Consider the following 19,425-nt stretch of genomic DNA (forward strand, 5'->3'; position numbering starts at 1 on the left):
GAGCTGTACCCGGGCTGTCATGCGTAGTCCCGTTGCAGCACCGCGGCCCCGCAACCTACGGTACCGTAACTTAGGTGAAGGTCGAGCTGTCCGAGGCACAGGCGGTATACGAGCATTACCTGACCCATCAGCAGGACCGGGCCCGGGCGCGAATGATGTACGCCGTGCTGGCCGCCCGCATCCGACCGGTTGTTCGCTTCCGGTCGCGGGACCGGCTCGCCGACCTCGTCCGCAGTGGTGTGCCGCTACTCATCGCGGCCAACCACGTCTCCGAACGGGATCCACTGGTACTGGCAGCGGCGGGCTTCCGGTCACCGCTCCGACGGCGGATCGGCAGTCTGCGTGTCCTCGCGAAAGACGAACTGTTCCAAGACGTGGAGCAGCGGAAGAAGATCGACACCCTGGGCGGGATCCCGGTGTTCCGCAGCAAGGACCACGGAGTGCGAGCTGCGGCCGACGCCGGGCGTCAGATGATCGGCGTTTGCGTCGAGCGGATGGCGCGCGGGGACAGCATCGCGGTGTTCCCGGAGGGAACCTGCAACGAGGGTGACCCGACGGAGGTTCAGCGGCTCGGCACCGGGATCGGCCACATCGCCCATCGAGCCCTGCGAGACGGTGTCGGAGTGTGGTTGGTCTCCGCCGGGATCGCTTACCCGGCCGGTGGTGGCCGCCCCGTCGTCGCTCTGGGCGAACCGGTGGACCTCGGCGCCCGTCGAGACGACACACCCGCCGCCGTGACCCGGTGGATCCAGCGAGAGCTGCAGGAGGCAGTCGACGACGCCTGCGGCCACGTGCGCTGACCCCACAGGTGACGGGTGCGCCGACGTCGGCCGGGTTTGGCTCGCGCGTTCGCCGGTTATGCGCAGGAGATGAAACGAGATGACGCCGCCGAACGAGCTGACAAGGACCCGGACTCAGCTGAACCGGACGTTCGCGACGACCCCGAATCGGCCGACCCCGATGACCCGCGCAAGCCGGACTCCCCCACGGACCTGACCAAGCCGTCCCTCCTCTTCGTGCTGAAGAAGACCGCGCGGGAGTTCTCACGCGATCAGTGCACCGATCTGGCAGCGGCGCTCACCTACTACTCCGTGCTCTCACTGTTCCCGGCGCTGCTCGCGCTGGTCTCGCTGCTCGGTGTGTTCGGTCAGGGCGAGAAGACGACTGACGCCGTCCTGCAGATGGTCGACGACCTCGGACCGTCGTCGGCCGTGGACACGTTGCGGGGCCCCGTCGAACAACTCGTGGCCGCCCCCAGCGCCGGTTTCGCCCTCGTACTCGGTCTGCTCGGCGCGCTCTGGTCCGCGTCGGGTTACGTGGGGGCGTTCGGACGCGCGATGAACCGGATGTACGAGATCGACGAAGGCCGTCCCATCTGGAAATTGCGGCCGATCATGCTGCTCGTCACGCTCGTGGCGCTTGTCCTCGCCGCCGCGGTGGCACTCATGCTGGCGGTCAGCGGACCGATCGCGAAATCGATCGGAGACGCCATCGGTTTCGGCGAGACCGCGCTCACCGTCTGGAACATCGTTCGATGGCCCATCCTCCTCCTGTTCGTGATCCTGATCGTCGCCATCCTGTACTGGGCGACCCCGAACGTGCAGCAGCCGAAGTTCCGATGGATCAGCGCCGGAGCGGTGCTGGCCATCGTCACCTGGATCGTCGCGTCGGCGGCATTTGCGCTGTATGTCTCCAACTTCGGCAGCTACAACAAGACCTACGGCGCACTCGCGGGCGTCATCGTCTTCCTGTTGTGGCTGTGGCTGACGAATCTCGCGCTGCTGTTCGGAGCCGAGTTCGACTCCGAACTCGAACGTGGCCGACAGCTACAGGCGGGGATGCCGGCCGAAGAGCACCTGCAACTTCCGCCTCGGGACACCACGGCGTCGGACAAAAACGACGAGAAGGACCAGAAGTACATCGAACAGGCTCGGGCCCTTCGTAACTCGCAGGGGAAGTAAGCGACCGGCCGGCATCCCCGTAACGTCAGTGGAACCGGCCGGGCACCAGCTCGGTCGACCGGTGGAAGGGAACGTGGCGCCATGAGCCGCAACCAAGTGACCGGCGCGGTCGACCGCGCCACCGACAGCCCGTGGTTCGAGCGCTTGGCGCGTGCCGGCCACGCCGTCAGCGGCCTGCTCCATCTGCTGATCGCCTACATCATCCTGCGCCTCGCCTTCGGTGGGGGCGGGAACGCCGACCAGTCGGGAGCGTTGGGGATCTTCGCCGACTCGTCCGGCGGCCGCGTCGTCCTGTGGGTGGCCGCGGTCGCGTTCGCAGCACTCGCGCTGTGGCGACTCGCCGAGGCGATCGTCGGACCCCACGCCACCGAACCGGGCGAGGACAGTGACGGCGCCGAGCAGTGGTTCGATCGCGGAAAAGCGTTGTCGCTCGCTGTGGTCTACGTCGGGTTCGCTTGGTCGGCACTACGTTTCGCGACCGGCCAGGGCAAATCGAGTGGTCAGGAGAACGCCGGACTGACAGCGCGGCTCCTGCAGTCCGGTGGCGGCAAGTTCGTCCTCGTGGCAGCCGGACTGGTGATCATCGGCGTCGGGGTCTACCACGTGTACAAGGGCGCCAGTCGATCGTTCCTCGACGACCTCAAGATCTCCGACGACAAGGCGGCGACAATCGCGGGCGTGATCGGCTATTGCGGCAAGGGTGTCGTCCTGGCCGGCACCGGCATCCTGGTCATCGTGGCGGTCGCGACTGCCGACCCGTCAAAGGCGACGGGGATCGACGGAGCGGTCAAGACACTGGCCGGCCTTCCCGCCGGCCAGGTGCTGATGATCCTGGCCGCGGTCGGTATCGCCGCGTACGGCGTCTACTGCTACTGGTTGATGCGGTTCGCGCGGATGTGAACAGGATGGAACGCCGATGAACTCGTCCAACCGCTCCCGTCGCCGGCGCAATCTCGCCGCCGGCATCCTCCTGGGGCTCGGTGCGGTCGCGTTTCTCGACGAGGTCGTATTCCATCAGCTCCTGCACTGGCACCACTTCTACGACAAGTCGACGTCTGACGTCGGCCTGGTCTCCGATGGTGTGTTCCATGCCTTCAGCTGGTTCGCCACTGTCGCAGCAGCGATGCTGCTGGTCGGTCTGGCGCGCGATGGTGGCTTCTCGCGGTTGACCTTCGCGGCCGGGTGGCTGACCGGCGCCGGTTTCTTCCAGCTGTACGACGGCCTGGTGCAACACAAGGTGATGGGGCTGCACCAGATTCGTTACGGGGTCGATCTCACGCCGTACGACCTCGTGTGGAACATCGTGGCCGGTGTACTGCTGGCGGCCGGGATCGCCTTGTGGGTCATCACCGCACGCCGGGTCCAGTCCTCCGGTGACCACACTCGTCCCACCGGCACCGCGCCGTCCGGATGACTCACCACCACGATCGCCCCGAAGACACCATGCTGGGCCTGGTGGAGTGGTCGACTCTGTTGTTCGTGGCCGGCGCCGCAATCGTGTACGTGTGTGCGGTGTTTCGGCTTCGAGCCCGCGGGATCTCCTGGCCGAAGGCGCGAACGTCATCTTGGCTGGCCGGCTGCCTGGCGATCGGCGCAGCACTGATCGGACCGCTGGCCGAACGCGCCCACCATGACTTCATCGCGCATATGGGCACACACGTTCTGCTCGGGATGCTCGGTCCGCTTCTCCTCGTACTGGGCGCCCCGGTGACCGTGGCGCTACGTGTTCTCCCGGTGGCGACGGCGCGAAGGATAGCGCGGGGCCTGGCTTCGCCGCCGTTCGCCGTGCTGACGAATCCCTTTGTCGCCGGACTGCTGAACGTCGGCGGTCTGTGGATTCTCTACCGCACCGGTCTCTTCGCGGCGATGCACGACGACCCGCTCGTGCACGGGCTGATTCACATCCATGTCCTCGCCGCCGGCTACCTCTTCACCTTCGCCGTCATCGGCGGACCCGACCCGGCCCCGCACCGGGCGTCACCACCCTGGCGAGTGACGGCGCTCGTACTGGCGATCGCGGCGCACAACATTCTCGCCAAGGTGATCTACGCCGAACCGCCCCCCGGCGTTTCCGTCGAGCAGGCACACGCGGGTGCGGAACTCATGTACTACGCGGGTGCACCGGTGGAGATCGCACTTCTCGTGCTGGTCTGCCGTCCCTGGCTCCTGCCCCGGCGGCCCGTTTCTCGACGGCGCAGTTCTCAGCCGGTCGTCTCGCGAGCCGACAGCCTCGACCGCACCCGCTCCCCCGCCCGCGCGAAGCGGAGGTTGTCGTCGGCGACGTCACCACGGAACAATTTGCGGTCGGCGTAGTAGCTCATCGACATCACCCAGGGCTCATCAGGTCCCTGCTTGGGCAGGGTGTCGAGGGCGCGCTGGACATAGCCGGCCCCGAAGTCGAGCAGTGGCCGAGTCGGCATATCGGGGTCCGCAACCGCCCACACACTGTCGTATCCGTGAGAATCCATGTGGGCCAGAAGTTTGCAGAAGTACTCGCACAGCAGCCCGATCTTGAGGGTCCACGACGCATTGGTGTAACCGATCGCCACCGCGAAGTTCGGGACACCGGACAGCATCATCCCGCGGTAGACGACGGTGTCGGGAAGGGACACCGGTTCACCGTCGACGCTCAGCTCGATGCCGCCGATGATCTTGATGTTGAGCCCGGTCGCGGTGACGACGATGTCGGCCTCGAGTTCCTCCCCGCCCACTGTCCGGATGCCGTTCTCGGTGAAGGTGTCGACCCGGTTGGTGACGATCGAGGCCTTCCCGGAGCGGATCACCCGGAACAGGTCGGCGTCGGGCACCACACACAGCCGCTGGTCCCACGGGTTGTACGGCGGATTGAAGTGGGTGTCCACCGGATAACCGTCGGGCAGCTGCGATTCGTTGATCTTGCGTATCACCCGACGCGCGACCGACGGGAATCGTTGGCACAACTCGAAGAGCACCCGCTGCTGCGCGACGTTCTTGTGTCGGGTCAATGCGTATCCGCGTTCGGTGCCGAACACTTTCTTCAAGGTGTTGGCGATGGCGTCCTCGCGGGGCAGCGGGATGATGTAGGTCGGTGTGCGCTGGAGCATCGTGACGTGCGCGGCCTGGTTCGCCATCGCGGGAAGCAGCGTGACCGCCGTGGCGCCGCTGCCGATGACCACCACTCGCTTGCCCGCGTAATCGAGGTCCTCGGGCCAGTGCTGCGGATGCACGATCTCGCCGCCGAACTCCTCGGTGCCGGCGAACTCCGGCGCGAACCCCGCGTCGTAGTCGTAGTAGCCCGAGCCACAGAAGATCCATCGCGCACTGATCTGGCTTCGCGTTCCGGTGTCGGTGCGTTCGACGTCGACCGTCCATCGCGCTGCGTCCGACGACCACGCGGCCGCCACCACCCGATGCCCGTACCGGACCAGCGGAGCGAGATCGTTCTCGTCGATCGTCTCGTGGAGGTAATCGAGGATTCGCGGGGCGTCGGCGATCGCCTGTCGATCGGTCCAGGGCTTGAAGTCGTAGCCGAAGGTGTGCAGGTCCGAGTCGGACCGAATCCCCGGGTAGCGGAACAGGTCCCACGTCCCGCCGGCGGTGTCCCGGGCCTCGAGGACGACGACCGACTTGCCGGGGTCTTCGGTCCGCACCCAGCGGGCCGCACCGATGCCGGAGATGCCGGCACCGACGATGAGGACATCGACTTCGTCTGGGATCGTTGTCACCCGGCACTCCTTCGGTCGGTCTCGTGACGATCGGCATCCAGGATGCCTCGCCGGTCGTTCCTGGCACCAGACCAGGTGGCGACGCTATCCGTCGGCGCGCCGCGCGGCGTTTGCCGTAGCCGGTCGTGCAGCCGCAGCGTCGTTCGCAACCGCTGCGCCGAGCAGCTGTCCGCCGCTGGTCAGCAACGCCCGGCGCCACGGCGCCACGCCCTCGATCTCGATCTGGATGGACATCGACAACACGGTTCGGATGAGGACGATGAGCCCGAGGATGAGCGCATCCTCGATCGACGGTTTGGACGTGATGGTGCGGATGAGGTCCGCGGCGACCAGGACCTCCAGCCCCAGGAGAATGGCTGCTCCGAGTGTGTTGCGCAGTACCGAGAAAGCAGTGCCGCCACCCTCTCCGCGGCGGAGCGAACGTCCGCCCAGCACACACGCGATGACCGCTCCCACGATCATCGCAAAGGCGCCGACTGCCTCGAATCCGACCGCGACCGCGGTGAACACTTTCTCGCCGTTCATGCGCGACAGGTTACGCCGAGCCGCGTTAGATCCAGAGCCGGTCGGGTACCCGGTCGAGCATGAGTACAACGCCAGAACTTCCACTGCCAGATTTCGATCAACTCTCCACCGGTGACATCACCCATCGGATTCGCGCCTTGGAACTCGACCAGGTGCGGCGCCTGCTGGATCACGAACGGGCGTCGGCGGGGCGTGTCCAGGTACAGGAGATCCTGGTCGCGCGGATCAGCCAACTCGAAGCCGGCGCCGAACCGTCCGGAGGAGATCCGGCCAACGCACCCCGACCTCAGGACACTCCGTCGGGATCTTCGGTCGGTGAAGAGACGGCCGCGGACGCCACGACTCCCTTGCGGCACGGCGTGGCCGACCAGACGCCGAAGCGCGGTAAGCCGTAGGACGCCGACTCGACCCCGGCGCCACAGCGTGCGCGGCGCCGGAGTCGGATCCTGTTGTTACTTCTCCAGTTCGCGCAGGAACTGATGGCACTTCTGCGCGCGCTCGGAATCCTGCTGCATCACCTGCTCGAAGAACTCCGCAATGTCGGAACGGTCGGCATTCCGCGCATCGCGCACATACTGGCCGTAATCGTGGCCTGCCTTGAGCGAGTGGTACTGGACGGAGATCAGGTCGAAGGTCACGTCGTCGAATCCGGTTTGTCCTGCAGGCATCATGGACTTCCTTTCACTGTTTGTGCTGTCCGACACGGATTCCCGGCGCACCGCGCGGTCAAACAGTCGTCCCGTGTGGTTCAGCCGTTGTCGGAGTGCCGTCCGGGTGGGAACTGGCGGATTCCCTGCTTGGCTGCATTCTTGGCGACGGCCCAGGCATCGTCGTCACCCTTGACAAGCGCCGCGCCGAGGGCGAGGACCTGCTCGCGGGTCGCGTGCGGCGGGACGGGAGGAACCGTCGGGTCGCAACGCACGTCGAGCAGTGCCGGACGATCGGCGGCCAGGGCGGTGTCCCATGCGGCACCGAGATCGTCCGGGTCGTCGACGTTGATCCCGACGAGTCCGATCCCCCGCGCGAAGGCCGCGTAGTCGACGTCGGGAAGGTCTTGTGAGGCTGCGAATTTTGGTGACCCCGACATCGCGCGCTGTTCCCACGTGACCTGATTCAGGTCGTTGTTGTGCAACACCACGACCACGAGCCGCGGATCGGTCCACTGCTGCCAGTAGTGCGCCACGGTGATCATCTCGGCCAGGCCGTTCATCTGCATCGCACCGTCGCCCTCGAAGGCGACCGCCGGCCGGTCCGGGTGGGCCCACTTGGCGCCGATCGCGTAGGGCACCGCCGGCCCCATCGTGGCCAGCGTCCCGGACAGCGACCCCCTCATCTCGTCGCGGAAGACGATGTGCCGGGCGTACCAGTTGGCGGCACTGCCCGAATCCGCGGTGATGATGCAATCCGACGGGGCGCGCGGCGAGAACTCGTGGAAGATGCGCATCGGATTGACCGGATCCGCGTCGGCCATCGCCTGGCCGGCCGCGTTCGTCCACCAGCGCTCGACGTCGGCCTCGACCTTGTCGCGCCACGAACGGTCGGTCTTGGGTTCGAGCAGCGGGATGAGAGCGTGCAGCGTGGCGCGTGCGTCGCCGACGACATTGAGCTCATTCGGGTAGCGCATGCCGATCATCTCGGGTGAATGGTCGATCTGCACTCCCCTGGCCTGTCCGAACGACGGAAGGAACTGGGAGTACGGGAAATTCGATCCGACGGTCAGCAGGGTGTCACAACCGGTCATCAGCCGATGGCTGGCCGTCGTGCCGAGCAGGCCGATGGATCCCGTGACCCACGGCAGGGTGTCCGGGAGGACATCCCGCCCGAGAAGGGCCTTCGCGCAACCGGCCCCGAGAGTGTCGGCAACCGTGATGAGCTCGGGCGCGCATCCTCGAGCGCCCTGGCCGACCAGCATCGCGACCCGCTCCCCGGAGTTGAGGATCTGGGCCGCCCGCACGACCGCATCGGGGTCCGGCGCGGGCGTCGCCGAGGTGAGCCCGAGGCTCGACGGGACCTGCTTGAAGGCCTGCTGTGGTGGCTCGTAGGTCAGGTCGAGAACATCCGAGGGGAAGATCAGAGCGGTCGGCGCGCGTTCGGCGAGCGCGATCCGGATCGCCCGGTCGATGAGATTCGGAAGCTGTTCGGGCACCATGCACATCTGCACGAAGTCGCTGCAGACGTCCTTGTACAGCGCCAACATGTCGATTTCCTGCTGATACGCACCACCCATCGCGGATCGCTCGGTCTGCCCGACCAGCGCGACGACCGGTACGTGGTCGAGTTTGGCGTCGTACAGCCCGTTGAGGAGATGGATGCCACCCGGGCCGCTGGTCGCGGCGCAGACGCCGACCTCACCGGAGAACTTCGCGTACCCGACGGCCTCGAAGGCGCTCATCTCCTCGTGGCGCGACTGGACGAACTGTGGATCGTTCTCCGCCCGTACCCACGCCGACAGCAAGCCGTTGATGCCGTCGCCGGGGTAGCCGAACACCTGCCGGACCCCCCACTCCCAGAGACGTTGCAGCACGATGTCGGCGACGGTCTCGGACACGGGTTCTCCTCGGGACGACGTCCCGGACGGCGACGGTGACCGCCGGGCTGTCGCTGGACTACCCGGGGAGAAGCCCGCTGACACCCGACGGGTCGCTCCGACCGAGCACTCGCCCGCGGGTCAGCTCGAGCCGTGCCACACGGCGTCGAACGGTGCGTTCGAGGCGAGCCGGCCGACGATGCCGTCGTGGGTGAACTGCTTGGCGGTCCGGATGGCGTCGAGGACTCCCGCACCCTTGGTGAGTTCGGCGGTGGTGGCGGCGGCGAACACGCAGCCGGCTCCGGAGACGCGCTCGTCGCCCACCTTCGGGGCGCGCAGGACGGTGACCTCGGAGCCGTCGAAGACGACGTCGATGGCCTCATCGCCGGGGAGTCCGACCCCGCCCTTCACGACGACGACCTTCGGCCCGAGATCGTGGATCCGCCGCGCTGCCTCGGCGAGGTCGTCGGTGGACGCCAGTTCGTCCATCCCGGCCAGGGTCGCGGCCTCGAACAGATTGGGTGTGACCACGGTGGCCAGCGGCAAGATCTCGGAGCGGAGGGCGTTGTCGGTGTCGAGTGCGGCGCCGGGCTCCTGGCCCTTGCAGATCAGCACCGGATCGACGACGACGTCGCGCCACTGTCGGGAGCCGAGCGCCTGCGCAACGGCGGAGATGGTGGCCGGGGTGCCCAGCATGCCGATCTTCACGACCTCGGGTTCGTGCGCGGCGGTGGCCACCTCGATCTGATCGGCGATCACCCCGGAGTCGATCGGCACGAAGCGATGGGACCATTCGCTTTTCGGGTCGAAGGACACGATGCAGGTGATGGTCCCGACACCGTAGGTACCCAGCTGCGCGAAGGTGCGCAGGTCGGCCTGGAGGCCCGCTCCCCCGCTGGCCTCCGAACCCGCGATCACATAAGACACCACTGACATCGACGATCCTCTCCTGCACTGTCGCGGACTGGATTCCATTTCTACACCCCTGGTTCGGGCCGGTGTGCATTCTGCGTCGTAATCGCGGTTAGGCCGGGAGGAGTGGGGTACCCGAACGCGCATGAGACAAGAAACAGACACTATGCGCGCAATGGTCTATCGCGGTCCCTACAAGGTTCGCGTCGAATCCAAACCCGTCCCTGCCATCGAACATCCCAACGACGCCATTGTCCGGGTGACACACGCCGCGATCTGTGGTTCGGACCTGCACCTCTACCACGGCATGATGCCCGACACCCGGCCCGGAATGACGTTCGGGCACGAGTTCATCGGGGTCGTCGAGGCGGTCGGGGGTTCGGTCCGGAACGTGAGCGTCGGCGATCGGGTCATGGTGCCCTTCAACGTGTACTGCGGAACGTGCTACTTCTGTGCGCGCGGCCTGTACTCGAACTGCCACAACGTGAATCCGAACGCCACCGCGGTCGGCGGGATCTACGGCTATTCGCATACGTGCGGCGGGTACGACGGCGGTCAAGCCGAGTTCGTCCGCGTTCCGTTCGCCGATGTCGGCCCCAGCATCATCCCTGACTGGATGGATTCCGAAGACGCATTACTGCTGACCGACGCCCTCCCGACCGGATACTTCGGAGCCCAACTGGCCGACATCCGTCAGGGTGAGACCGTCGTGGTGTTCGGCGCCGGACCGGTCGGTCTGTACGCCGCGCGCTCGGCTTGGTTCATGGGGGCCGGGCGGGTCATCGTCATCGACCATCTGCAGTACCGCTTGGACAAGGCGGCGCAGTTCGCTCATGCCGAGACCTACAACTTCGCCGAGTACGACGACATCATCGTTCATCTCAAGAACATCACCGACAACATCGGCGCGGATCGGGTGATCGATGCTGTCGGCGCCGAGGCTGACGGCAACTTCCTCCAGCACGTGACCGCGGCCAAGTTCAAGCTGCAGGGTGGATCGCCGATCGCCCTCAACTGGGCAATCGACTCGGTCCGCAAAGGCGGGACCGTTTCGGTCGTCGGCGCGTACGGACCGATGTTCAGCGCTGTGAAGTTCGGTGACGCCATGAACAAGGGACTCACCCTGAACATGAACCAGTGCCCGGTCAAACGGCAGTGGCCGCGACTGTTCGAACACGTCCGTGACGGATACTTCAAGCCGAACGACATTGTGACGCACCGTATACCGCTCGAACACATCGCCGAGGGATATCACATCTTTTCGGCGAAGCTCGATGACTGCATCAAGCCCATCGTCGTCGCCGACGCCGCCTGAGGAGGACGCCATGCCCGCCTATCCCGCTGACCGACCCAACGATCCCGACACCACCGCTCTCGTCGACCGCATACCTGGCTGGGGAGTCGATCTGGACACCGCAAACCGCCCGTCAGTTCCTCGTGAACTCCCCGTCGAACCGGCGCCCGGTGTCCACTGGACCGTCCCGGACGACCAGCCCGAGCGCTGGCCTCGCGAACGCTCGAATGAACACGCCTTTCTCCCACCGGTTTTCGGCACGTCGACGCCACCACGCGGGCTCTCCGGCGCGATCCGGAAGTTTGCCTATCGTTACAGCGAGGGACGTGCGGCACACTGGCTGATCCTTCTCTACGCCGACCGAGTGGCGTCGGTCGAGGCGCACCTTGCGTCCTTCGCCAGTGCGCGCCCCGACAACCCGATCACCGAAACCGGCATCGCCTCCGAGTTCAGCTACAACGGGTGGTCGTCCCGTCGTGGCAGCACTCGAGTCGACAACAACCACACGTGGATCGATCCGTTGATCGTGGGCGGTCCGTGGGTGATCACCGGAGCCCTTGCGGCCGTTGCAGCACGGCGTCTGTTGCGGTTGATTCGACGGTCTCGTCGATGACACCGGCTGTGGGACATCGTGACTGCCAGAGCTGACGCGTCGCATGCGGGGGCGGCGCAGTTCGTTCCCGACTCGCACGATCTCACCGTTCTCATGTCGGCGGCGCGGGCCTGTCGCGGCTGTGACCTGTACCGCGATGCCGACCAGACGGTCTTCGGGGCGGGCTCGCCCGGTTCGACGGTCATGTTCGTCGGCGAACAGCCCGGTGACCAGGAGGATCGTGCCGGCGAACCGTTCGTCGGTCCGGCCGGCCGCTTGTTCGACCGCGCACTCGACGCTGCCGACATCGACCGGGAGACCACCTACGTCACGAATGCGGTCAAGCATTTCAAGTTCACCCGGGCGGCAGGCCAGAAGCGGCGCATCCACGAGAAGCCCAACCGCGGAGAGGTCGTCGCATGCCGGCCCTGGTTACTGGCCGAGCTCGATGCGATCTCGCCTCGCATCGTCGTGTGTCTGGGCGCCACGGCCGCACAGGCCCTGCTGGGTACCGGCTTCCGGCTCACCCGGCACCGTGGCGAGCGCTTCGATCTCGGCGCCGACGGAGACCTCGGCCCCGACCATTCCGAGTCCGTGGTGGCGACCGTTCACCCGTCGTCGATTCTCCGCGGACCCACGGATCAGCGCGAGCGGGCCTTCGACGCCTTCGTCGCCGACCTCCGCGTCGTCCGCGACCTCGCAGCATCGACCTGACATGCGGCACCCGCGCCGGTCCGGTTTCGCTGACAAGCGTCTGGACTGGTGTCTATAGTCGGCGGCGACGGCCGGTCCCGGCGCTGCCACGACGGGCCGCCCGTACCGACACCGGTGGACGGGAGAACGATGGACCTGCAGGAGATCAGCGACCGGTTCGATATCGCGGACACGCTGTACAAGTACTCGCGCGCCGTCGACACCAAGGACTGGGAGCTGTGGCGCTCGGTGTTCACCCCGGAGGCGGTGGTCGACTACACGTCGACGCCCTACGGTCAGGCAGGCACCCGGGACGAGATCGCCGCGTGGCTGGAGGAGAGTTTCGCGTTCGTGTCGGTGAGTCAGCACTTCATCACCAACATCGAGTACACATTCGACGGAGACCGGGCCGACGTGCGCGCCATGTTCTACAACCCGATGCGTTTCGTCGGCATGCCCGAACTCAGCACCTGCGGCGGCAACTACCACCATTCGATGATCCGGACCGCGGAGGGCTGGAAGAGCGCGGGCCTCTTGGAGGAGTGCCTGTGGTTCGAGAATTCGCCGGCGGACGCGAACGTAGCTGACGGCAGGTCCTGAACTCGACCGCCAGGCGTCGATCGGGGTCTGGCGGTCGAGTTCAGGTCTAGAGGTTCGGGTTCGGTGTCAGGCCGGGCGTGCCGTTATCGAATCGTGGCCGCGGAGAACGATCCGGCACCGACCGCGCCGAGGCGACGGCGCCGAGCGGCTTCGCTCCATAGCCTGGGAGGCACACCCCAGAGCGGAGGAGTCAGGTGGACGAGTCGCGAACCTGTCTGGTCACCGGAGCGACCGGCTACGTCGGCGGCCGGCTGGCCCCACGATTGTCGGCACGAGGACACCGTGTGCGCGCACTGGCGCGGACACCGGAGAAGCTCGCCGACGCACCATGGTTGTCCGATCCGACAGCCGAAGTGGTCCGGGGTGATCTGTCGGATCGCGATTCGCTGGTCAAGGCCTTCGCGGGTGTGGACGTCGTCTACCACCTGGTCCACTCGATGAGCACCGACGCGGACTTCGCGGCCGATGAGCGGCGCGCCGCGGAGAATGTGGTGGCCGCGGCTCAGCAGAACGGCGTGTCGCGCATCGTCTACCTCGGCGGTCTCCATCCGTCGGGCACCGACCTGTCCGAGCATCTGGCCTCGCGCGCCGAAGTCGGCGACATCCTGATCGACTCACCCATCGAGACCATCGCGTTGCAGGCCGGGACGCTGATCGGCTCGGGGTCGGCGTCGTTCGAACTCATCCGGCACCTCACCGAGCGACTGCCCGCGATGACCACGCCGCGGTGGGTACACAACAAGATCCAACCGATCGCGGTCGACGACGCCCTGCACTACCTCGTGGAAGCCGCCACCGCCGACGTCCCATCGTCGAGGACCTGGGACATCGGCGGTCCCGACGTCCTCGAATACGGCGACATGATGCAGGTGTATGCCGGGGTCGCAGGTCTTCGACCACGAATCATGGTGGTACTGCCGTATCTCACGCCGGCGCTGGCGAGCCGCTGGGTCCGGTTCGTCACGCCGATCCGCGGCAAGATCGCACGACCGCTGATCGAGTCCCTCGAATGCGACGCCGTCTGTCGCGACCGAGCCGTCGACGCGATCATCGATCGTCCCGAAGGGGGGTTGACCTCCTACTCGGAGGCGGTTGCCCACACGCTCGAACGCTCGGCGCGCGGCGACGGCCGTGCCTCGTGGGCCAACGCGTCGGTCGACGTGTCGCCGGCCGAACCCCTTCCCACCGATCCACAGTGGGCCGGTGAAGAGATGTTCGAATCGAAGACCCGGGTCAGTGAGCGCGCGAGTAGTGCGACGGTCTGGGAGCGGCTCGAGCGGGATGCGCGGCACCGCGGTGAGATCGTGCTCGCGCAACGACCGGATCGACTTCGTATTCGTCTGCGCGACAACCGGTTCGGCAGATCGTATCGCGACTATCGCCTCCAGGCGGCGGACGACGCGGACGGGTCGGTGACGGTCACGACCACGCAACGATACTTCCCGCGCGGGCTGGCGGGGCTGGCCTATTGGCGTCTGGGAAGGCCCTTCCGCGCCCTCGGCATCCCGGGTTTCGATCCGTTCCGGTGAACCTCCGATCCGATGTCGTGTCCCGAATCGTCTCGTGCTCGGGTTAGAGTCGGCACCACCGTGGTAACTCCCGGTGAACGACTCGTTCAACGGAACGGGGAACAGGCACGGGCCGGCGAGGAGAAGGATGATCGGGTGGCGTTGACCGAGCGGGTCGACCGTTTTCAGCGGCGTCATCCGGCGACCGGCTTCCCGCTTGCCGTCATCTACAAGTTCGTCGACGATCAGGGCGCCTACCTGGCCGCGCTCTGTGCCTACTACGCGTTCATCTCGTTGTTTCCGCTGTTACTGCTGTTCGCGACCGTGCTGGGGATCGTCCTGGCCGACAACCCCGACCTCCAAGACCGCATCCTGGACTCGGCGATGAGCCAGATCCCGGTGATCGGTGGCCAACTGGGCGAACCCGAGAAGCTGAGCGGCGGGGTCACCGCCATCATCATCGGGGTTGTCGTGTCCCTGTACGGCGGCCTCGGAGTGGCCGTTGCCGCCCAGAACGCGATGAACACGATCTGGGCAGTTCCACGCAACGAGCGTCCCGACCCGATCTTCGCCCGTTTGCGTGGCCTCCTGTTGCTGTCCACGATCGGTGTCGCGGTCATCGGCCTGACCGTCGTCAATGGAGTCTCGGCCGCCTTCGAACTCGGCATCGTCGGACGCTGGCTGGCGATCCTCGGATCGGTGGCGTTGAGCACGCTGGTGTTCACCGTGGCTTTTCGGATCGGCACGGCCCGCGACGTGTCGATTCGGGACGTACTGCCGGGCGCCTTCGGGGCGGCGGTCTGCTGGCAGATCATCCAGACCTTCGGCGCGGTCTATGTGCAGCACGTCATCGGTAACGCCAGCTCCACCAACGGCGTGTTCGCGATCGTGCTGGGCCTGCTCGCCTTCCTCTACGTGTCGTCGATCGTGATCGTCATCTGTCTCGAGACCAACGCGGTTCGCGTCGACCGGCTCTATCCACGTTCGCTGCTCACCCCGTTCACCGACAACGTCACTCTGACGAAGGGCGACGAGGCGGCGTACTCGGCGCAAGTTCTCGCGCAGCGCAACAAGGGTTTTCAGGAGATCGACGTCTCCTTCGACAACCCGCGCGACGTCGAGTCCGGCGCTGAGGTGGACCCGCGCTACCCTGGTCCAGAACGCGGCTGACCGTCGGCGCGACGTCAGCGAAGCCGGGACTCAGTGCAGCGCGCCCAGTTCGACGAGCAGTACGCCGACGATGATCACCCCGATGCCGGCGATCATGCGTCGGTTGAGGCGTTCGCGGAACAGGAAGTGCGCGGCAACGGCCGTGGCTGCGACCCCGGCCGCCGCCCAGATGCCGTACGCCACACCGAGGGGCACGCCGTGCCGCAGCCCGAGGGTCAACGCGACGAACGCCGTCAGATACCCGAGGACGACGAGTCCGTAGAAGGCCGGTCGACCGGTCGCGGCGGCGCGCAGCGCGAGGGTCCCGGTGACCTCGGCGACGATGGCGGCGACGATGAAGACATATCCCACGGTCACACCCCCGAAGCGGCGGGGTCGGTGCCCTCGTCGACGGGTGGCCGGTGGCCGGTCTCGACGAGGAAAACCCCGATCATGATGCACACGATGCCGATTCCCATCAGAAATCCGAAGGGCTCGTCGAAGATCCAGGTCGCCAGTACCGCGGTGAGTGCGACGCCCGACGCCGACCAGATCCCGTAGGCCACGCCGATGCCCATGCCGCGCTTCAGGACTGCGGCGAGGAGTGCGAACGCGAACCCGTAACCGACGGCGACGACCGCGTACAGCATCGGTTCGGTCTGTGAACCCTTGAGTGACAACGTCGCCGCGACCTCCGAGGCGATCGCCGCGATCAGCATCAGCCAGGTCATATCCCTCATTCCACTCGACGCCCTACTGGGACACTAGGCGAGGACCGCGGACTGCGAACGCCTCGTCCGCAGCGTGTCGCGGGCGTGAACCCGTCATGTCGACGACGGTTTGCGCTCGTGCGCAACTCCTCTCGCGGCTCGGACACGCGTCGCGAGGACTGCGTCCAGGCTGAAGCCTCCGGGCCCGAGTAGCAGCAGTGTTGCCGAGGTGATCCCCATGATGAATGCGAAGCCCGAACCGCTGCCATCCTGGTTCAGCACCAGTGGCTCGCCCCAATGCACGAAGACCAAGGCTCCTAGCATGACGAACGTCAGACACGCAGCCCATACGCGCGTGAAGAGACCGACGACCAGCAACGCACCGCCGATCAATTGGACGAGTGCGGTGAACGGCGCCGAGAACGCGGCCAGTGGAATGCCTGCGTCACGATAGTTGGCGATGTTTCCGGTGATGCCGGCGTTGAAGACGTCGCCGTATCCGTGCGCGACGAACACGACACCGGCACCTGTGCGTAGCACCAGCATGCCTGCGTCGACGGCGGTCGGCTTGGTGGCGGAGAGAATTCCTGTGACAGTCATTTCGGACTCCGATCCTGAATCGGGTGGGCACATTTAGTGGACAGCAAAAACAGTAGCAGACTGCCACTATATGCGGGCGCTAAGATTGCGAGGTGCCACATCCTCCTCGGCCTCCGTCGCTCACCGCACTTCCGTCGTACCTGGCGTCTTACGTCGCCGGTCACGGGCGGCAGTATCTCGAGGACGAGCTTGCCCGCCGCGGTCTGAAACTCGCCCACAATGCGGTCCTGACCGCGCTGGTCGATTTCGGGCCGGCCGCCCAGCAGGACCTCGCCGAGAGTCTGCGAATCGACAAGAGTCACTTGGTCAAACACATCGACCTGCTCGAGGCGCGGGGGTGGTTGCGTCGGGAATCCGATCCCGACGACCGGCGCCGTCACCGCATCAATCTCACGACGACTGGACGCCGGCAGGCCCGCGACTTGCAACGAGTCGCGCAACAGTCTCAGCGCGATTTCTTGAGGAGCCTGGATTCCGCCGAGCAGGCGACGCTGATCGAACTGCTCACGCGAGTGCTCGCGGACAACGACTCGCGCGCTTGAGACACCTCACTCCGCACGCCATCATGTTGGTCGCCGGCCCGAACGGGGCGATCAGGGGAGTATCGGAAGACAGCGAACCGCCCTGACTCGCAACACGGTACGAGTCAGGGCGGTTGTCGGAGCGATGTCAGCGCGAGGTGCCGACCAGGTCGCCCGACCGGGAGTCGTCGGCGGCGAGCCAGCGCACCTTCGACCCCAGCACGGCGTCCACGCTGAAACGTCCGGCGCCGATCACGGCCAGCAGCAGTGCGCCGGCACCGAGGGCGAGCACGAACTCGTAACCACCGTCGGAGACCCAGATGCCGTTGTCGACGTGTGCAATGAACAGCGCGCCGATCATGTTCAGCGTCAACAGCGCAGCGACGATCGGGGTCAGCAGCCCGACGATCAGGGCGATGCCACCGATGATCTCGAGCCACGTGACCACGAACGCCGAGAAGGACGCGGCCGGAACGCCCATCATGTCGAACCCGGTCTGCGGTCCCGTCCAGCCGTTCTGCTGGAACTTCTGCAGGCCGTGGGCCAGGAAGATGACGCCGAGAGCGACGCGTCCGATGAGGATGCCCGCACTGCGGACGATGGGGTTGGTCATGACTGAGCCGCCTCACTAGATGGTTTTGACTTGAAGTATCAAGTGAAGGCTAAGTGCTGACACTTGATGCGTCAACCTGATCACGGATGTGTTCACTTCATATACACTGCGCAGATGTCCACTGCCCCGGAGCCGAACTGGCTCGACGACGAGGAAATGGACGCCTGGATCCAGGTGGCAACCGCGCTCGCCCACCTCCCCCACGCCCTCGATGCCCAGCTCCTCCGTGACGCCCAGATCACCCACTTCGAGTACGAGGTGATGGCAGCGCTGTCCGAGGCCACTGACCGCACCCTGCGGATGAGCCAGCTCGCTGAATTGTCCTACGGTTCGCTGTCCCGGCTCTCGCATGTGGTCGGCAGACTCGAGAAGCGGGGTTGGGTTCGGCGATACCAGTGCCCGGAGAACGGGCGGTTCACGAATGCCGCTCTCACCGAGGCGGGGTGGGAGAAAGTGGTGGCGACCGCTCCCGGGTATGTGACCAACGTGCGTGAGCTCGTCATCGACCGCCTCACGCGTGCGCAGCTTCGCCAGGTGTCCGCGATCGGGAGGCGGATCAACGCTCGTGGGACCGGGTCGACGTAATCCCCCGGCGCCCGACGGTCAACGCGGATCGAGTCCTAGTTCTTGTGTGCCGAGCACGTTGAGCAATTCGATCTTTCCCGCTGCGTCCGTTCGCGGCGCTGCCGTCAGCACGAGCAACACCTGGGTTTCGTCCTCGGTGAACAGCGCCTGACAGTCGACCTCGATCGCGCCGACCTCGGGATGGATCAGGATCTTGTGGTCCTCGAAGCGTCGGCTCACGATGTGGGTGTCCCAGAGCGCGGCGAATTCGCTGCTGCGGCGTCGAAGTTCCGTGACCATCGCTCCGGCACGGGAATCGGCGCCCATGACGCCGTAAGCGGCACGGAGCGAGGCGACCTGCGCACGGCTCTGCCGCTCGTGATCATCAGCCGGGTAGCGGCGGCGTTCCTCGTCGGGGTACACGAACCACCGGTAGATGGCACTTCGGTCCATTCCGACGAGGTGGCTGCTGTCGCCGAACAGCGCTCGCGCGCAATCGTTCTGAACCAAGGTCTCCCCCAGTGCCGACAGAATGAGGGCGGGGGTGCCGGTGAGCCGGTCCAGTACCCGCAGGAGTCCGGGTGCGATGTGGTCCGAGGCCGTCATCCGGTCCGGTGCGCTGTGTCCGGCGACCCGGAACAGGTAGTCCCGCTCATCGGCGGTGAGGCGGAGGGCGCGAGCGAGCGCCACCAGCATCTGGGTGCTCGGTTGTGGGCCGCGTCGTTGTTCGAGACGGGTGTAGTAGTCGGTCGACATCGTGGCGAGCTGCGCCACCTCTTCGCGTCGAAGACCCGTCGTGCGTCGCCGGGCGCCCCCCGGCAGACCGACATCCGATGGTTGCAGACTGTTGCGTCGGCTCACGAGGAACCCGGCCAGCGCATCACGATCCATCAGGCCAGTATCACGGCGTCGGTACCGCGTTGCCAGGGATCGGCGATCCCCCGATGGTTGC

24 protein-coding genes are annotated in these 19,425 nt (G+C 66.2%); 14 read left to right on the forward strand and 10 right to left on the reverse strand.

Features of this window, described 5'->3' with window-relative positions:
- The first annotated feature begins 74 nt into the window (after window positions 1–74).
- From ACFVHY_RS15670 to ACFVHY_RS15690, 5 genes are all read left to right on the forward strand, one after another.
- Window positions 75–800, forward strand: coding sequence for a lysophospholipid acyltransferase family protein (locus tag ACFVHY_RS15670; RefSeq protein WP_390273406.1), 726 nt, complete (start codon window positions 75–77; stop codon window positions 798–800).
- A gap of 69 nt (window positions 801–869) precedes the next feature.
- Window positions 870–1,961 carry a YihY/virulence factor BrkB family protein gene (locus tag ACFVHY_RS15675; RefSeq protein WP_390273408.1) on the forward strand — a complete coding sequence of 364 codons (1,092 nt, stop codon included), beginning with the start codon at window positions 870–872 and terminating at the stop codon, window positions 1,959–1,961.
- Window positions 1,962–2,042: 81 nt separating this feature from the next.
- Window positions 2,043–2,861: a DUF1206 domain-containing protein gene (locus tag ACFVHY_RS15680; RefSeq protein WP_390273410.1), complete on the forward strand. Its 819-nt coding sequence runs from the start codon at window positions 2,043–2,045 to the stop codon at window positions 2,859–2,861.
- A 16-nt stretch (window positions 2,862–2,877) separates the two neighbouring features.
- Window positions 2,878–3,375, forward strand: a complete 498-nt coding sequence (locus ACFVHY_RS15685; protein ID WP_390273412.1) for a DUF2243 domain-containing protein — start codon at window positions 2,878–2,880, stop codon at window positions 3,373–3,375.
- 41 nt (window positions 3,376–3,416) lie between these two features.
- Window positions 3,417–4,274: a cytochrome c oxidase assembly protein gene (locus ACFVHY_RS15690; RefSeq protein ID WP_390273414.1), complete on the forward strand. Its 858-nt coding sequence runs from the start codon at window positions 3,417–3,419 to the stop codon at window positions 4,272–4,274.
- On the opposite strand, the gene ACFVHY_RS15695 is transcribed toward ACFVHY_RS15690, so the two are convergent.
- On the reverse strand, window positions 4,163–5,665 hold the full coding sequence (locus ACFVHY_RS15695; protein WP_390273416.1) for a flavin-containing monooxygenase: 1,503 nt from the start codon (window positions 5,663–5,665) through the stop codon (window positions 4,163–4,165). The genes ACFVHY_RS15690 and ACFVHY_RS15695 overlap by 112 nt on opposite strands.
- An 84-nt stretch (window positions 5,666–5,749) precedes the next feature.
- A complete protein-coding gene (locus ACFVHY_RS15700) occupies window positions 5,750–6,190 on the reverse strand; it encodes a DUF1622 domain-containing protein (RefSeq protein ID WP_390273419.1) in 441 nt (146 codons plus the stop codon).
- A 59-nt stretch (window positions 6,191–6,249) separates the two neighbouring features.
- Here ACFVHY_RS15700 and ACFVHY_RS15705 point away from each other — a divergent pair, with 59 nt between their 5' ends.
- The gene (locus tag ACFVHY_RS15705; protein ID WP_390273421.1) at window positions 6,250–6,585 is read left to right on the forward strand and encodes a hypothetical protein; all 336 of its coding nucleotides are present in this window, start codon (window positions 6,250–6,252) and stop codon (window positions 6,583–6,585) included.
- 57 nt (window positions 6,586–6,642) lie between these two features.
- Here ACFVHY_RS15705 and ACFVHY_RS15710 read toward each other — a convergent pair whose 3' ends face one another.
- The 3 genes from ACFVHY_RS15710 to ACFVHY_RS15720 all read right to left on the reverse strand — a co-directional run bounded on the left by ACFVHY_RS15710 (window position 6,643) and on the right by ACFVHY_RS15720 (window position 9,653).
- Window positions 6,643–6,858 (reverse strand): acyl carrier protein, encoded by a 216-nt coding sequence (locus ACFVHY_RS15710; protein WP_390273424.1) that lies wholly within the window; start codon window positions 6,856–6,858, stop codon window positions 6,643–6,645.
- 80 nt (window positions 6,859–6,938) lie between these two features.
- Entirely contained in the window at window positions 6,939–8,738 is a 1,800-nt protein-coding gene (locus tag ACFVHY_RS15715) for a thiamine pyrophosphate-requiring protein (protein WP_390273426.1), read from the reverse strand.
- Between the two features lie 120 nt (window positions 8,739–8,858).
- Window positions 8,859–9,653, reverse strand: coding sequence for a PfkB family carbohydrate kinase (locus ACFVHY_RS15720; protein ID WP_390273428.1), 795 nt, complete (start codon window positions 9,651–9,653; stop codon window positions 8,859–8,861).
- Window positions 9,654–9,795: 142 nt separating this feature from the next.
- On the opposite strand from ACFVHY_RS15720, the gene ACFVHY_RS15725 reads away from it, so the two are divergent.
- The 6 genes from ACFVHY_RS15725 (at window position 9,796) to ACFVHY_RS15750 (ending at window position 15,486) form a co-directional block, all read left to right on the forward strand.
- On the forward strand, window positions 9,796–10,944 hold the full coding sequence (locus ACFVHY_RS15725; protein ID WP_390273572.1) for a zinc-dependent alcohol dehydrogenase: 1,149 nt from the start codon (window positions 9,796–9,798) through the stop codon (window positions 10,942–10,944).
- Between the two features lie 10 nt (window positions 10,945–10,954).
- Window positions 10,955–11,536 (forward strand): hypothetical protein, encoded by a 582-nt coding sequence (locus ACFVHY_RS15730; RefSeq protein ID WP_390273430.1) that lies wholly within the window; start codon window positions 10,955–10,957, stop codon window positions 11,534–11,536.
- Window positions 11,537–11,554: 18 nt separating this feature from the next.
- Entirely contained in the window at window positions 11,555–12,229 is a 675-nt protein-coding gene (locus ACFVHY_RS15735) for a UdgX family uracil-DNA binding protein (RefSeq protein WP_390273433.1), read from the forward strand.
- Window positions 12,230–12,358: 129 nt separating this feature from the next.
- Window positions 12,359–12,808 (forward strand): nuclear transport factor 2 family protein, encoded by a 450-nt coding sequence (locus ACFVHY_RS15740; RefSeq protein ID WP_390273435.1) that lies wholly within the window; start codon window positions 12,359–12,361, stop codon window positions 12,806–12,808.
- Window positions 12,809–13,002: 194 nt separating this feature from the next.
- A complete protein-coding gene (locus ACFVHY_RS15745; RefSeq protein WP_390273438.1) occupies window positions 13,003–14,337 on the forward strand; it encodes an NAD(P)H-binding protein in 1,335 nt (444 codons plus the stop codon).
- 135 nt (window positions 14,338–14,472) lie between these two features.
- Window positions 14,473–15,486 carry a YihY/virulence factor BrkB family protein gene (locus tag ACFVHY_RS15750; RefSeq protein ID WP_390273440.1) on the forward strand — a complete coding sequence of 338 codons (1,014 nt, stop codon included), beginning with the start codon at window positions 14,473–14,475 and terminating at the stop codon, window positions 15,484–15,486.
- Between the two features lie 30 nt (window positions 15,487–15,516).
- On the opposite strand, the gene ACFVHY_RS15755 is transcribed toward ACFVHY_RS15750, so the two are convergent.
- From ACFVHY_RS15755 to ACFVHY_RS15765, 3 genes are all read right to left on the reverse strand, one after another.
- Complete coding sequence (locus ACFVHY_RS15755) at window positions 15,517–15,837, reverse strand: DMT family transporter (protein WP_390273442.1); 321 nt, start codon at window positions 15,835–15,837, stop codon at window positions 15,517–15,519.
- Between the two features lie 2 nt (window positions 15,838–15,839).
- A complete protein-coding gene (locus ACFVHY_RS15760) occupies window positions 15,840–16,196 on the reverse strand; it encodes a DMT family transporter (RefSeq protein WP_390273444.1) in 357 nt (118 codons plus the stop codon).
- Between the two features lie 93 nt (window positions 16,197–16,289).
- Entirely contained in the window at window positions 16,290–16,775 is a 486-nt protein-coding gene (locus ACFVHY_RS15765; RefSeq protein WP_390273446.1) for a DoxX family protein, read from the reverse strand.
- 92 nt (window positions 16,776–16,867) lie between these two features.
- On the opposite strand from ACFVHY_RS15765, the gene ACFVHY_RS15770 reads away from it, so the two are divergent.
- Window positions 16,868–17,317: a MarR family winged helix-turn-helix transcriptional regulator gene (locus tag ACFVHY_RS15770; RefSeq protein WP_390273449.1), complete on the forward strand. Its 450-nt coding sequence runs from the start codon at window positions 16,868–16,870 to the stop codon at window positions 17,315–17,317.
- 127 nt (window positions 17,318–17,444) lie between these two features.
- Here the strand turns inward: ACFVHY_RS15770 and ACFVHY_RS15775 are convergent, their stop codons facing one another.
- Window positions 17,445–17,909: a DoxX family protein gene (locus ACFVHY_RS15775; protein ID WP_390273452.1), complete on the reverse strand. Its 465-nt coding sequence runs from the start codon at window positions 17,907–17,909 to the stop codon at window positions 17,445–17,447.
- 114 nt (window positions 17,910–18,023) lie between these two features.
- On the opposite strand from ACFVHY_RS15775, the gene ACFVHY_RS15780 reads away from it, so the two are divergent.
- Window positions 18,024–18,494: a MarR family winged helix-turn-helix transcriptional regulator gene (locus ACFVHY_RS15780; protein ID WP_390273455.1), complete on the forward strand. Its 471-nt coding sequence runs from the start codon at window positions 18,024–18,026 to the stop codon at window positions 18,492–18,494.
- Between the two features lie 18 nt (window positions 18,495–18,512).
- On the opposite strand, the gene ACFVHY_RS15785 is transcribed toward ACFVHY_RS15780, so the two are convergent.
- A complete protein-coding gene (locus tag ACFVHY_RS15785) occupies window positions 18,513–19,364 on the reverse strand; it encodes a helix-turn-helix transcriptional regulator (protein WP_390273457.1) in 852 nt (283 codons plus the stop codon).
- Between the last annotated feature and the right edge of the window lie 61 nt (window positions 19,365–19,425).

Origin of the sequence: Gordonia sp. NPDC127522, assembly GCF_042672305.1 — a bacterium.
GTDB classification, from domain to species: domain Bacteria; phylum Actinomycetota; class Actinomycetes; order Mycobacteriales; family Mycobacteriaceae; genus Gordonia; species Gordonia hongkongensis.

Excerpts from the sequence above, each read along its gene's own strand:
- ACFVHY_RS15705 (WP_390273421.1), top strand. The coding sequence starts at position 6,250 with ATGAGTACAACGCCAGAACTTCCACTGCCAGATTTCGATCAACTCTCC.
- ACFVHY_RS15700 (WP_390273419.1), bottom strand. The coding sequence starts at position 6,190 with ATGAACGGCGAGAAAGTGTTCACCGCGGTCGCGGTCGGATTCGAGGCA.
- ACFVHY_RS15720 (WP_390273428.1), bottom strand. The coding sequence starts at position 9,653 with ATGTCAGTGGTGTCTTATGTGATCGCGGGTTCGGAGGCCAGCGGGGGA.
- ACFVHY_RS15775 (WP_390273452.1), bottom strand. The coding sequence starts at position 17,909 with ATGACCAACCCCATCGTCCGCAGTGCGGGCATCCTCATCGGACGCGTC.
- ACFVHY_RS15760 (WP_390273444.1), bottom strand. The coding sequence starts at position 16,196 with ATGACCTGGCTGATGCTGATCGCGGCGATCGCCTCGGAGGTCGCGGCG.
- ACFVHY_RS15765 (WP_390273446.1), bottom strand. The coding sequence starts at position 16,775 with ATGACTGTCACAGGAATTCTCTCCGCCACCAAGCCGACCGCCGTCGAC.
- ACFVHY_RS15730 (WP_390273430.1), top strand. The coding sequence starts at position 10,955 with ATGCCCGCCTATCCCGCTGACCGACCCAACGATCCCGACACCACCGCT.
- ACFVHY_RS15675 (WP_390273408.1), top strand. The coding sequence starts at position 870 with ATGAAACGAGATGACGCCGCCGAACGAGCTGACAAGGACCCGGACTCA.
- ACFVHY_RS15780 (WP_390273455.1), top strand. The coding sequence starts at position 18,024 with ATGTCCACTGCCCCGGAGCCGAACTGGCTCGACGACGAGGAAATGGAC.
- ACFVHY_RS15785 (WP_390273457.1), bottom strand. The coding sequence starts at position 19,364 with ATGGATCGTGATGCGCTGGCCGGGTTCCTCGTGAGCCGACGCAACAGT.
- ACFVHY_RS15680 (WP_390273410.1), top strand. The coding sequence starts at position 2,043 with ATGAGCCGCAACCAAGTGACCGGCGCGGTCGACCGCGCCACCGACAGC.
- ACFVHY_RS15740 (WP_390273435.1), top strand. The coding sequence starts at position 12,359 with ATGGACCTGCAGGAGATCAGCGACCGGTTCGATATCGCGGACACGCTG.
- ACFVHY_RS15710 (WP_390273424.1), bottom strand. The coding sequence starts at position 6,858 with ATGCCTGCAGGACAAACCGGATTCGACGACGTGACCTTCGACCTGATC.
- ACFVHY_RS15725 (WP_390273572.1), top strand. The coding sequence starts at position 9,796 with ATGCGCGCAATGGTCTATCGCGGTCCCTACAAGGTTCGCGTCGAATCC.
- ACFVHY_RS15685 (WP_390273412.1), top strand. The coding sequence starts at position 2,878 with ATGAACTCGTCCAACCGCTCCCGTCGCCGGCGCAATCTCGCCGCCGGC.